We start from the raw sequence: 12464 nt of genomic DNA on the forward strand, positions 1-12464 counted from the left end.
AGCGGGAAACGAGACTCGAACTCGCGACCCCGACCTTGGCAAGGTCGTGCTCTACCAACTGAGCTATTCCCGCATTTGTTGCTTCCACTTCTTTTCGAAGTGGCGTCCCCTAGGGGACTCGAACCCCTGTTACCGCCGTGAAAGGGCGGTGTCCTAGGCCACTAGACGAAGGGGACGTTGCCCGGAATTTCCGGCTTCCTCGTTGTGCTTTTCAGCATTACCGTGGAAGTGGCGCGCATTCTATGGAGCCTTTCAACGGTCGTCAACCTCTCAAATAAATATTTTTAAAATCAACGACTTCACCCGGGATTTCAGCCACCCGGAGAGAGCCGTGGCCCCTTCTTGCCAGCAGTCCCTATAGAGGATGGCAGTCAAGCGTGTTGCTGCCATGCTGGCAAGTGGCCCACAATGCGAATGATCGGCGGCTCGGCTTGCCTACGGGCTATGGCCACAGGGTCTGCGCTGCTCCCCTGGCTCGGCGCAATCACCGCTAGGAGCCTACTCAACTAAGCACTACACTCGTGTCGAAAGGCGCTCTAGAGGTTAAAACGATGTCCTCGTTGATGATTACCATGGCGATAGTAGCTGGCATCACCTTGCTGGTGCTCATCGCCTATCTGAATCAACTGGCCGAAAACAACAAGCGCAAGAAGGCACGCCTCAAGGCGGACCTGGGCGAGCGCTACCGGCGTATCGCCGATCTCAACGAGCAGTTCGCCGGCCAACTGATGAGCCCGGAGCTGAAACTGCTGCTCAGCCGCCTGCAGTTGCACTTCGCCGAACGCCTGCTGGAAGTCGACAAGAAGGATGCGGCCTATGCCGCCATGGCCGAGGAACTGCGCAAGTTCATTGGCCAGGGCGAAGCCATCGCCGTTCGCAACGCGCCCTTCCCGGTGACCGATGATGAACGCGCCAAACTGGTTCGCGCTCAACTGGAAGCCCTGCATGGCCAGATCACCAAGGCGGCGCAGACCGGTCTGTTACCGGTCGATGAGGCCAAGCACTGGGCACAGGAAACTCGCCACATGCTGGCCCAGCTCTATATAGAGCTGTACGGCAATCAGGCCCGTCAGGCGCTGCAGCAGCAACAGAACGGCCATGCACGCCTCGCTCTGGAGCGCGGTGTGCAGTTCCTGCAGAAGCAGGCCGACACCGCACGCTACCAGGCACAGTTGGCGCAGTTCCAGAAACAGTTGGCGCGCGTAAACGCCACGCTGGTCAGCCCGGAGCGGCAGGAAGGCGACGAGTCCAGCGAGCTCAACGAAGGGCTGAAATCACTGGAAGGCGATGGTGACTGGAAGAAGAAGGCGCTGTACGACTAGCGCCTCCCCTTAGCAATCACTCGCCTGTAGCAGCACAGCCGCAAGGCCTTCGATACCGCGCTGGTCTGCCTCGCTGAAGCGACCGATCAGCGGGCTGTCCAGGTCCAGCACACCGATCAGCCGGCCGTCCTTGATCAACGGCACGACCAGCTCACTGTTTGACGCACTGTCGCAGGCGATATGCCCGGCGAAGGCATGCACGTCCTCGACCCGCTGGGTTTGCAGCGATGCCGCCGCAGCGCCGCATACGCCGCGGCCGAACGGGATGCGCACGCAGGCGACCTTGCCCTGGAATGGCCCCAGCACCAGTTCATCGCTCTTGACCAGATAGAAGCCGGCCCAGTTGAGCCCTTCGAGCTCGTGGAAGACGAAGGCGCTGAACTGCGCAGCGTTGGCGATGAAATCCCGCTCGCCACTCAGCAGCGCCTCCAATTGGGCGGTCAACAGCGGGTAGCCGTCGAGGCCGGCACCACTTTCACTCAAATCGATCATCGCGACGTCTCCAGCAGTTGCAGGCCCACCCACTGGCGGGCGAATTGATAGGCACAACGGCCGTTGCGATTGCCACGCCCGGTCGCCCAGCGCACGGCAAGCTTTTCCAGATCCTCGTTCCACTGCCACTGCAGGCCGTTCTCCGCCGCCTGAACCTCGATCCAGTGGCGCACCACATCCAGGTAATGCTGCTGGGTAAAGGGATAGAAGGACAACCACAAACCAAAACGATCCGACAGCGCGATCTTGTCCTCGACCGCCTCGTTCGGGTGCAACTCGCCATCGACGACCTTGGTATTGGCGTTGTCACTCTCGCGCTCCGGCACCAGGTGGCGACGGTTAGAGGTGGCGTACAGCAGCACGTTCTCCGGCGAGCGCTCCAGGGAACCGTCGAGCACGCTCTTGAGCACCCGGTAATCGCCCTCGCCCGCCTCGAACGACAGGTCATCGCAGAACAGGATGAAACGCTGCGGCAGTTTCATCAGTTGCTCCACCACACGCGGCAGATCGGCCAGGTGATCACGCTCGATCTCGATCAGGCGCAGCCCGGCGCTGGCATGTTCGGCCAGCAGCGCGCGTACCAGTGACGATTTTCCGGTACCGCGAGCGCCCCACAGCAGCGCGTGGTTGGCCGGCATACCCTGAACGAACTGGCGGGTATTGCGCGCCAGTTGCTCGCGCTGGGTGTCGACACCGATCAAATCGCTGAGGCTCATGTCCAGGCTCACCTTCAACGGCTGCAGATAGCCGCCGCGTCCTTCACGCTGCCAGCGAGCGGCCAGGCTGCGCTCCCAGTCCAGCGGTTCGCGGGTGGCAGGCAGCAACGGCTCCAGACGTGTCAGAACGCTGTCGGCACGTTGCAGAAAATCAAGCAAGCGGGAATCCACGGTCAGTTCCTCGAATCATCAGTATGTGAGGCAGGTGTGCCGAAAAGCAGGCCATATCGACTATGCTTGAGCAGCGATCGGAACGAGACAGCGCCTTATATGGAAATCCCACTGACACAGCGGCTGTCATTCAAACAGGCCGGTATCACCGTCATGGTGGCGTTCATCATTGGCACGCTGCTCAGCCTGGTGCAGATAGGCGTCGATTATGCCAGCGAAGATGCCGCCATCAACCGCGAGATTCGTGCGCTGATGGAGATCAGCCACAATCCTGCCGCGCGTATCGCCTACAACATCGACGCCGAACTGGCACAGGAGCTGGTCGCAGGCCTGTCACGCTCGCCCGCCGTGACGGGCGCACGCATCGTCGACAGCAATGGCGAATCCCTGGCCAGCACCACGCAGCCCCCGGCGGAAAGCAACTATCGAATCTTCAGCGACTTCCTGTTCGGCAACAGCCGCCATTTCGAAACTCGCCTGTCGGTCGAGCATGCGCCTGACGAACAACTGGGCATGCTGCAACTGGACATCGACACCTACGCATTCGGCAGCAACTTCCTCAAGCGCTCGCTGCTGACCCTGGTCAATGGTTTTACCCGCAGCCTGCTGCTGTCGGTGATTCTGCTGGTGCTGTTCTATTTCATGCTGACCAAGCCACTGAACCAAGTAATCCAGGCGCTCGCCGATCGCGACCTGCGCACCCCGGATCGCACCCGCCTGCCCTGCCCGCCCGGCCACGAGCGCGACGAGATCGGCGTGCTAGTGGATGTCGCCAACCGCCAGTTCGCCAGCATCGCCACCGAGATCGAGCATCGACGCAACGCCGAAGACCGCCTGACCGACTACCTGGGCGAACTGGAAGCCATCGTTTCCGCCCGCACAGTCGAGCTGAAGGCCGCCAACAGCCGCCTCAGCCGCTCCAACGAAGAGCTCGAGCAAGCCCGGCACGACGCCCTGGCCATGGCCCAGGCACGCTCCATTTTTCTGGCCAACATGAGCCATGAGATCCGTACCCCGCTGAACGGCCTGCTGGGCATGCTGGCACTGTCTCTGGAAGGTCCATTGGGCAGCGAGCAGCGCCAGCAACTGTCGATCGCCCATGATTCCGGCAAGGTGCTGGTCGACCTGCTCAACGATATTCTCGACCTGTCGAAATTCGAGGCCGGGCAGCTGGAACTGGAACGCATCGCCTTCGACCCAGGCGCACTGGTGGAAGGTACCGCGAGCCTGCTATCGCAGAATGCCCTGCCCGGCGTGGAGCTGACCTGCCTGATCGACCCGAACCTGCCTGCCCAGTTGCTCGGCGACCCGACGCGGGTGAGGCAGATCATCAGCAACCTGCTGTCCAATGCCCTGAAGTTCACCCGTGAGGGCCGCGTCGATATCCGCATCAGCGCGGAGGCGGAGCGGGTTCGCATCGAGGTCTGTGACACCGGCATCGGCATAGCCGCCGATGCCCAGGCACGTATCTTTCAACCCTTCACCCAGGCTGGCGCGGACATCACCCGGCAATTCGGCGGCACAGGCCTGGGCCTGGCGCTGACCCGACGCCTATGCGAAGCCATGCAAGGCCAGCTGGAACTGCAATCCACGCCCGGCAGCGGCAGCCGCTTCACCGCAACGCTGCCACTGCCGAGCCTGCAGGCGGCGCCAACAGCACCTCGGCTATCTGGGCGTGTACTGGCGATCTGCGCAGCCGACACCGGCCTCGCCGAACTGCTGCCCACCCTGGTGGAAAGCTGGGGCCTGGATTACCGGCGCCTGGACAGTGCCGAACAGGCCAGTGACATCGATGCCGACGTGCTGATCAGCGACTGCCCGAGCTGCATGAAGCGCCTGCGCCAGCGCACGGCGACGCCGATCATTCTGGTGACTGCCTACGGCAGCTTCCTCGACACCGAACAGGCAATCGCGCTATCGCCGCTGGAGCAGGTCGCCAGGCCCCTGACCCGCCAGCACCTGCTGCAGGCGCTCGGCCACGCCCTGCAGGAGCCCGCCGAGAACCCGGCAGGCTCACAGGCACCTGCCGCGGCGCCACGCAAGCAGGCGCGTGTATTGCTGGTCGAGGACAACCCGGTCAACCAATTGGTGGCCAAAGGCATGCTCAGCAAGCAGGGCATCGACGTGACGCTGGCCAACAACGGCGAGCAGGCACTGGAACGACTGCAGGAGGAGACCGTCGATCTGGTGCTGATGGATTGCAACATGCCGATCATGGACGGCTACGAAGCCAGCCGACGCATTCGCGCCAACCCCGCCTGGCAGCATCTGCCGATCATCGCCCTGACCGCCAACGCGCTTTCCGAAGAGCGCGAGCGCTGCCTGGCAGCGGGCATGAGCGATTACCTGGCCAAGCCCTTCCGTCGCGAAGAGCTGCTCGGCCTGCTCGACAAGTGGCTGCCAGCCTGACGGTTCAAGGCACCTGAAGACTGCGCATGCGCTGCAGCAACTGATCCAGTTGCGCGCGCAGCGGCTCCAGTTCCGCGCTGTCGACAGCGTGTTCGCAGAGCAGTTCGCGCTTCAGTTCTGGCACTTGGGCGCGCAACTCGCGCCCAGCGGCGCTGAGCCCCAGATGCACTTCGCGCTCATCCTCGGCACTACGTCGACGCTGCACCAGGCCGGCTTGCTGCAGGCGCTTGAGCAGAGGCGTCAGGGTGCCCGAGTCGAGCAGCAAGCGTTCACCAAGAGCCTTCACGGTCGGTTGCGCAGGCGGCGTTGCATCCCACTCCCAGAGCACCAACATGGCCAGATACTGGGGATACGTCAGTTGCAACCTGTCGAGCATCGGCTTGTAGGCACGCACCACCATGCGGGAAGCGGCATACAGCTTGAAACACAGCTGCTGATCGAGTTGCAGTTCATCCATCGAGCAGCGCTTCGATGGCAGCGCTCAGCGCCTGGGGCTTGGTGGTGGGCGCATAGCGTTTCACCTGGCGGCCATCGCCACTGATCAGGAACTTGGTGAAATTCCATTTGATGCGTTGCGTGCCCAACAGGCCGGGCGCCTCGCGCTTGAGCTGCACGTACAGCGGGTGCGCGCCATCACCATTGACCTCGATCTTGCGAAACAGCGGGAAACTGACGCCGAAATTCAGCTCGCAGAAGCTGGAAATCGCCTTCTCGTCACCCGGCTCCTGCTTGCCGAACTGATTGCAGGGAAACCCCAGCACCACCAGCCCTTTGTCGGCGTACTGCTTCCAGAGGCTTTCCAGGCCCTGATACTGCGGGGTGAAGCCGCACTGGCTGGCGGTGTTGACCACCAGAATCGCCTTGGCGCCGAAATCCGCCAGGCTCTTACGCTCGCCGCTGATCGTGATGCAGGGTATCGCCAACAGGTCTTGGGTCATGGGTGCGGGCTCGCCGGGGTAAAGGAGCGAGAAGAATAGTCGGCAATTGAATTGCACACAATTCAATTGCTCAAAAACAAGGCCCGTCATAAGCGGGCCGAATGATGACTCGCGCTCTACGCCTGGCGTGGCACGTGCTTGAGCGACACCGAGTTGATGCAATAACGCAACCCGGTCGGGCGCGGGCCATCGGGAAATACGTGTCCCAGGTGAGCGTCACAGTTGCTGCAGCGCACTTCGATACGGTGCATGCCGTGGCTGAAGTCTTCCAGCTCGGTGATGACCTCGGCGTTCAGCGGCTGGAAATAACTCGGCCAGCCGCAGCCGGAATCGAACTTGGCATCGGAGTCGAACAGTGGCGTGCCGCAGCACACGCACTGGTAGACGCCAGGCACCTTGCTGTCGTGGTACTCCCCGGTGAACGGACGTTCCGTGCCGCCCAGCCGGCAGACGTTGAACTGCGTGTCCGACAACTCCTCGCGCCAGGTTTCCAGTGGTTTTTCGAGCTTGCTCACAGGCCGTCCTCCTCGGGATAAAAAAGCCCTATCTGTATCTTTGCCCGACTCAGGCTGACACGTATGATTCGACACCTCAACCCGCCACGGCTCGCCGCCGCCTCGGCCCGCTGAAGGCCGCACCTCTTCGATTCGGGATTCTTCACCATGCAGGTCAGCAAATCCAACAAGCTCGCCAACGTCTGCTATGACATTCGCGGTCCGGTGCTCAAGCACGCCAAGCGTCTGGAAGAAGAAGGCCAGCGCATTCTCAAGCTGAACATCGGCAACCCGGCCCCCTTCGGTTTCGAAGCACCCGATGAAATTCTTCAGGATGTGATCCGCAATCTGCCTACTGCACAGGGCTACAGCGACTCCAAGGGCCTGTTCAGCGCGCGCAAGGCGGTGATGCAGTACTACCAGCAGAAGCAGGTGGAAGGCATCGGTATCGAGGACGTCTACCTCGGCAACGGCGTATCCGAGCTGATCGTCATGGCCATGCAGGCACTGCTCAACAACGGCGACGAAGTGCTGATCCCGGCCCCGGATTACCCGCTGTGGACCGCTGCCGTGGCCCTTTCCGGTGGTAACCCGGTGCACTACCTGTGCGACGAACAGGCCGGCTGGTTTCCGGACATCGCCGACATGCGCGCCAAGATCACCCCGAACACCAAGGCCCTGGTGCTGATCAACCCGAACAACCCCACCGGCGCGGTCTACTCTCGGGAAGTACTGCTGGACATCGTCGAGCTGGCGCGCCAGCACAATCTGGTGGTGTTCTCCGACGAGATCTACGACAAGATTCTCTATGACGAAGCCCAGCACATCTGCACCGCCTCCCTGGCGCCGGACGTGCTCTGCCTGACCTTCAACGGCCTCTCCAAGTCCTATCGCGTGGCCGGCTTCCGCTCCGGCTGGGTAGCCATTTCCGGGCCCAAGCACCGTGCCACCAGCTATATCGAAGGCCTGGATATACTCGCCAACATGCGCCTGTGCGCCAACGTGCCGAGCCAGCATGCGATCCAGACCGCCCTCGGTGGCTACCAGAGCATCAATGACCTGGTACTGCCCAACGGCCGTCTGCTGGAACAGCGCAACCGTACCTGGGAACTGCTCAACGACATTCCGGGTGTCAGTTGCGTCAAACCCATGGGCGCGCTGTATGCCTTCCCGAAGATCGACCCCAAGATCTGTCCGATCCACAACGACGAGAAGTTCGTGCTCGACCTGCTGCTCTCCGAGAAACTGCTGGTGGTTCAGGGCACCGCGTTCAACTGGCCGTGGCCGGACCACTTCCGGGTCGTCACCCTGCCCCGCGTCGATGACCTGGAGCAGGCGATCGGCCGAATCGGCAGCTTCCTCAAGACCTATCGCCAGTAACGGCATCGGGGACCGAGAGCCATGGACCTGCAGATAGACGACTTCTACAAGGACGCCGCCAGCGGTCTGCTGGCGCTGTATCAGGTATTCCCGCGCAAGGCCGCGTTGTACGTGGAAGACCTGATCGGCCGCGAGGAGCCGGATGAGTTCGGCCTGCCGAGCAAACGCCACCAGGCCTGCCTGGACGCTCTGCTGTGGCTCGCCGACGAGGGTTACCTGCGTTACGAGTCGACTATCGGCTACGACGCCGTCGACCAGGCGGTCCTGACGGAAAAAGGCTTCCTGCGTCTGTCGCGCAGCCTCCCCCACGCCCTGCCCGATGGCGAGGTGCCTCCTCCGGCAGTACACCGGGTGATGGCTACCCTGGCCTTTCAACTGCGTGAAGCCCTGGCTCAGCAACATGGTGAACGGATTGCGCGACTGACCCGCCAGCTCTTCGAACAGCGCGCTGCAGCGCCCCGCTCCTAGCGGCAGAGGTGCCGGGAAAACCGCAATAAACGCGGTTTTTCTCGGCCTCGATTGAAATAAACCGGAAAAACCCCATCTAAGCAGCTGTCCCCCTGCTGCGCAGTGGTCCCTGACAGGGGCCGTGCGACACAGTTTGAAATAGTCACTCGGTTGAATAGCCACAGGGCGAGCCCTTATATAGCCGCCGTATCGAGCCTGTATTTCCCGTGAGGAGTCGTTTCACACCATGATGCGCATTATGTTGTTCCTGGCTACCAACTTGGCGGTGCTGGTCATCGCCAGCATCACCCTCAAACTGCTGGGGGTTGATCGCTTTACCGGCCAGAACCACGGCAGCCTGCTGATTTTCTGCGCCGTCTTCGGTTTCGCCGGCTCGCTGATCTCGCTCTTCCTGTCCAAATGGATGGCGAAGATGAGCACCGGCACCGAGATCATCACTCAACCCCGCACGCGCCATGAACAGTGGCTGCTGCAGACCGTCGAAGAGCTGTCCCGCGAAGCCGGCATCAAGATGCCGGAAGTGGGTATCTTCCCGGCCTACGAGTCCAACGCGTTCGCCACCGGCTGGAACAAGAACGATGCACTGGTCGCCGTCAGCCAAGGCCTGCTCGAGCGCTTCTCGCCCGATGAAGTGAAAGCCGTACTGGCCCACGAAATCGGCCACGTCGCCAATGGCGACATGGTTACCCTCGCGCTGATCCAGGGCGTGGTGAACACCTTCGTGATGTTCTTCGCCCGCATCTTCGGCAACTTCGTCGACAAGGCGATCCTCAAGAACGAAGGCGGTCACGGTATCGGTTACTTCGTGGCGACCATCTTCGCCGAGCTGGTACTGGGCATCCTGGCCAGCATCATCGTCATGTGGTTCTCGCGTAAGCGCGAATACAAGGCGGACGAAGCTGGCGCCCGACTGGCCGGCACCGGCGCCATGATCGCTGCACTGCAGCGCCTGCGCGCCGAACAGGGCGTTCCTGTACAGATGCCTGACAGCCTGACCGCTTTCGGTATCAATGGTGGCCTGAAGAACGGCCTGGCCGGCCTGCTGATGACCCACCCCAAGCTGGAAGATCGCATCGAAGCCCTGCGCCGCCTGGGCTGATAGCGACGCGAACGAAAAAGGCGACCGCGAGGTCGCCTTTTTTGTGCCTGCCATTCGCTCAGAGCAGCCGCAATCGATAGACACGCTCATCCATGCGAGTGAGCCCTCGGGCAGTGAATCGCTCCTCCATGGCGTCCTGGCTTTCCAGCAGTTGGCTATCCCAGACACTGCCGGACCAGCCGCTCACCTCCTCATCGCTGACGGAAAAGGGTGGCCCGTTCATCAACGACTGATCGTAGTCCAGGGTCACCAGCAACCCCTGGCTTCCTCCAGGCAGCACGCTCTGCAGATGGCGGACATAACGCTCGCGCATCTCGGCTGGCAAGGCGATCAGAGCTGCGCGGTCGTAGAACAGCGCACAATCTGCGAGCTGTTCGCTGCCGAGCGCGAAGAAATCACCACAGTACAGCTCGATCCTTCCGTGCCGGTAAACCAGAAATGCCCCCTCCTGAGTGACCGTCGCGTCCAGACCCTGCTCGGCGAAGAATGCCTCGACGGCGGTGCGTGCCAGCTCCACGCCAATCACCCGATGCCCCCGCTCGGCCAGCCACACCATATCCAGGCTTTTGCCACACAAGGGCACCAGCACCCGAGCGCCATCCGCTGCCGTAAAACCAGGCCAATAGCGGCGCAGGAACGGGTTGACCTCGGCCGCATGAAAACCGATCTGATTATTCTGCCAACGCGTTTGCCAGAACGCTTCCTGCATGATGCCTCCACGAAACAATCGATAAAACAGATAAAAACAGCCATCAAATAGCCGTTGTTCACCCAGCCTAGCTGATAGATCATCATCCTACCTTCAGGAGATCATCATGTTACCCAGCCTGTTCATTTCCCATGGTTCACCCATGCTTGCCCTGCAGCCAGGCGCCAGCGGCGTTGCTCTCAGCCGTCTTGCTGGGGAGTTGCCGAAACCACGCGCCATCGTGGTGGTATCGGCGCATTGGGAAAGTGCCGAATTGCTGGTGATGAGTGCGGCTCAACCGCAAACCTGGCACGAATTCGGCGGCTTCCCCCCGGAACTCTATCAGGTGCAATACCCGGCGCCCGGCAACCCGCAACTGGCAGAGGACATCCTGCAGCGCCTGAAGACCGCCGGCCTGCCTGCCCGTGCCGATGAGCGCCGGCCGTTCGACCACGGCAGTTGGGTACCGCTGTCGCTGATGTATCCGCAAGCGGACATTCCGGTGGTGCAGGTGTCGCTGCCAAGTCACAAGGGCGCAGCCCTGCAGGTGCAGGTTGGCGAGGCGCTGGCCGGGCTGCGTGAGCAGAACGTGCTGCTGCTCGGTTCCGGCAGCATCACTCACAACCTCGGCGAACTGGACTGGCGTGCCGCTCCGGAAACGGCGACGCCCTGGGCTGCGGAGTTCCGCGACTGGGTGGTCGACAAGCTGCAGCGTGATGACCTGCAGGCGCTGCTCGACTACCGCCAGCAAGCGCCTCATGCCCGTCGCAATCACCCCAGCGAGGAGCACCTGCTGCCGCTATTCTTCGCCCGCGGTGCCGGCGGCACCTGTCAGATCGAACACCAGGGTTTCACCCTCGGAGCGCTGGGCATGGACATCTACAGCTTCGCCTAGCAGAAGCGCTCCAGGGTGCTGAGCAGGACCTGCACCTTGGTAATCGACTCCTGATACTCGGTCTGCCAGGCCGAGTCGGCAACGATACCGCCACCGCCCCAGCAACTCATGGTGCCGTGCCTGGCCAGCAGGCTGCGGATGGCGATGGAGCTGTCCATCTCGCCGCGCACGTCCAGATAGAGCAGCGAACCGCAATACAGACCGCGCCGGGTGGGCTCCAGCTCGTCGATGATCTGCATCGCGCGAATCTTCGGCGCGCCGGTGATGGAGCCGCCCGGAAAGGCGCCCAGCAACAGGTCCAGCACATCCTTGTCGGCAGCCAGCTCACCGGTCACCGCACTGACCAGATGATGCACGTTCGGGTAGCTCTCCAGTGCGAACAGCTCGGGCACGCGCACCGAGCCGATCCGGCAACTGCGCCCCAGGTCGTTGCGCAGCAGATCGACGATCATCAGGTTCTCGGCGCGGTCCTTGGGGCTTTCGAGCAAGGCGCGGGCATTGTCCGCATCCTCCTGATCGCTGCGCCCACGGGGCTGAGTCCCCTTGATCGGTCGGGTTTCCACCTGCCCCTTGCTGACCCGAATGAAGCGCTCGGGCGAGAGGCTCAGCACCGCACCGCCATCTGCCAGCGTCAGGTAGCCGGAAAACGGCGTCGGGCAGGCCTGGCGCAGGGCGCGGTAGGCCTGCCAGGGCTCACCCTGGTAGCTGGCACGAAAGCGCTGGGCGAAGTTGACCTGATAGCAGTCACCGGAAGCGATATAAGCATGAATGCGGGCGATGGCACGGGCGTACTCATGTGCCTCGATGTCGGCCTGGAAGGGCCCAAGCAAGGCGAATGGCGCCTCTTGCGACGCGACTGGTGGCGTGCACCGGAACAGGGCGAGCAAGCGCGCCTGCTCGCTGCTGGAGAGCGATGGGTGAAACACCAGTTGACTGGTCTGTGCATGGTGGTCGCTGATCAATGCCCAGGGGTACAAGCCGAATACGGCATCGCCAAGACCCAGGTCATCCCTGGCCTGCTCGGGCAGCGCCTCGATGCGACGACCGAAATCATAGGCGAGGTAACCGAGCAGGCCACCCGCGAACGGCAACTCGAGCCCGGCCGGTAGCTCGGCCTCACCCAGAGCCGCCAGCCCCTCGCGCAGGCGCGCGAAGAAGTCCATGCCTGACTCACCCTCCTCCGCGCTCAGCGTCGCCTGAGGCCAGGCGCTGAGCAGGTCGTAACGCCCACGCGACGCGATCGGCCGACCGGAATCCAGCAACACCGCACCCGGTGCCTGGCGCACCCGTTCGAAATAAGCGGCGGGATCTGCCTGATACGGCAGGGAGTGGACGAGACAGGTAGGCATTCAATGCATCACACGGACAAGGACGGCCGATTGTAGAGCCGCC

13 protein-coding genes and 2 tRNA genes are annotated in these 12464 nt (G+C 62.4%); 6 read left to right on the forward strand and 9 right to left on the reverse strand.

Annotated elements, in window-relative coordinates; translation table 11 throughout:
* Positions 1 to 73 (reverse strand) — tRNA-Gly (locus ACT9T4_RS12365).
* 27 nt (positions 74 to 100) lie between these two features.
* Positions 101 to 176 (reverse strand) — tRNA-Glu (locus ACT9T4_RS12370).
* A gap of 387 nt (positions 177 to 563) precedes the next feature.
* Between ACT9T4_RS12370 and ACT9T4_RS12375 the strand changes: the two genes are divergently transcribed.
* Positions 564 to 1322 (forward strand): hypothetical protein, encoded by a 759-nt coding sequence (locus ACT9T4_RS12375; protein WP_231570248.1) that lies wholly within the window; start codon positions 564 to 566, stop codon positions 1320 to 1322.
* 9 nt (positions 1323 to 1331) lie between these two features.
* On the opposite strand, the gene ACT9T4_RS12380 is transcribed toward ACT9T4_RS12375, so the two are convergent.
* Both ACT9T4_RS12380 and ACT9T4_RS12385 read right to left on the reverse strand, forming a co-directional pair.
* Positions 1332 to 1814: a free L-methionine (R)-S-oxide reductase MsrC gene (locus tag ACT9T4_RS12380; RefSeq protein WP_042556659.1), complete on the reverse strand. Its 483-nt coding sequence runs from the start codon at positions 1812 to 1814 to the stop codon at positions 1332 to 1334.
* Positions 1811 to 2701, reverse strand: coding sequence for an ATP-binding protein (locus ACT9T4_RS12385; protein WP_179537964.1), 891 nt, complete (start codon positions 2699 to 2701; stop codon positions 1811 to 1813). The genes ACT9T4_RS12380 and ACT9T4_RS12385 overlap by 4 nt, the downstream gene beginning before the upstream one ends.
* Positions 2702 to 2800: 99 nt before the next feature.
* Between ACT9T4_RS12385 and ACT9T4_RS12390 the strand changes: the two genes are divergently transcribed.
* Entirely contained in the window at positions 2801 to 5110 is a 2310-nt protein-coding gene (locus tag ACT9T4_RS12390) for a hybrid sensor histidine kinase/response regulator (RefSeq protein WP_179537963.1), read from the forward strand.
* Positions 5111 to 5114: 4 nt separating this feature from the next.
* Here the strand turns inward: ACT9T4_RS12390 and ACT9T4_RS12395 are convergent, their stop codons facing one another.
* The 3 genes from ACT9T4_RS12395 to msrB all read right to left on the reverse strand — a co-directional run bounded on the left by ACT9T4_RS12395 (position 5115) and on the right by msrB (position 6563).
* Entirely contained in the window at positions 5115 to 5567 is a 453-nt protein-coding gene (locus tag ACT9T4_RS12395) for a MarR family winged helix-turn-helix transcriptional regulator (protein WP_499117199.1), read from the reverse strand.
* Positions 5560 to 6048 (reverse strand): glutathione peroxidase, encoded by a 489-nt coding sequence (locus ACT9T4_RS12400; protein ID WP_042556663.1) that lies wholly within the window; start codon positions 6046 to 6048, stop codon positions 5560 to 5562. The genes ACT9T4_RS12395 and ACT9T4_RS12400 overlap by 8 nt, the downstream gene beginning before the upstream one ends.
* 116 nt (positions 6049 to 6164) lie before the next feature.
* Complete coding sequence (msrB, locus tag ACT9T4_RS12405) at positions 6165 to 6563, reverse strand: peptide-methionine (R)-S-oxide reductase MsrB (RefSeq protein ID WP_042556664.1); 399 nt, start codon at positions 6561 to 6563, stop codon at positions 6165 to 6167.
* A 147-nt stretch (positions 6564 to 6710) separates the two neighbouring features.
* Between msrB and ACT9T4_RS12410 the strand changes: the two genes are divergently transcribed.
* From ACT9T4_RS12410 to htpX, 3 genes are all read left to right on the forward strand, one after another.
* Positions 6711 to 7922, forward strand: a complete 1212-nt coding sequence (locus ACT9T4_RS12410; RefSeq protein WP_042556665.1) for a pyridoxal phosphate-dependent aminotransferase — start codon at positions 6711 to 6713, stop codon at positions 7920 to 7922.
* Positions 7923 to 7943: 21 nt separating this feature from the next.
* On the forward strand, positions 7944 to 8390 hold the full coding sequence (locus ACT9T4_RS12415) for a hypothetical protein (RefSeq protein ID WP_042556666.1): 447 nt from the start codon (positions 7944 to 7946) through the stop codon (positions 8388 to 8390).
* Positions 8391 to 8616: 226 nt separating this feature from the next.
* Positions 8617 to 9489 carry a protease HtpX gene (gene htpX / locus ACT9T4_RS12420; protein ID WP_042556667.1) on the forward strand — a complete coding sequence of 291 codons (873 nt, stop codon included), beginning with the start codon at positions 8617 to 8619 and terminating at the stop codon, positions 9487 to 9489.
* A gap of 58 nt (positions 9490 to 9547) precedes the next feature.
* On the opposite strand, the gene ACT9T4_RS12425 is transcribed toward htpX, so the two are convergent.
* Positions 9548 to 10198 (reverse strand): thiopurine S-methyltransferase, encoded by a 651-nt coding sequence (locus tag ACT9T4_RS12425; RefSeq protein ID WP_042556668.1) that lies wholly within the window; start codon positions 10196 to 10198, stop codon positions 9548 to 9550.
* A 106-nt stretch (positions 10199 to 10304) separates the two neighbouring features.
* Here ACT9T4_RS12425 and ACT9T4_RS12430 point away from each other — a divergent pair, with 106 nt between their 5' ends.
* Positions 10305 to 11072 (forward strand): DODA-type extradiol aromatic ring-opening family dioxygenase, encoded by a 768-nt coding sequence (locus ACT9T4_RS12430; protein WP_499117203.1) that lies wholly within the window; start codon positions 10305 to 10307, stop codon positions 11070 to 11072.
* Here the strand turns inward: ACT9T4_RS12430 and pabB are convergent.
* Positions 11069 to 12421 (reverse strand): aminodeoxychorismate synthase component I, encoded by a 1353-nt coding sequence (pabB, locus tag ACT9T4_RS12435; protein WP_499117205.1) that lies wholly within the window; start codon positions 12419 to 12421, stop codon positions 11069 to 11071. The two genes, ACT9T4_RS12430 and pabB, sit on opposite strands and share 4 nt — an antisense overlap.
* Positions 12422 to 12464 lie beyond the last annotated feature (43 nt).

Source organism: Pseudomonas sp. SZ40, from assembly GCF_052958135.1.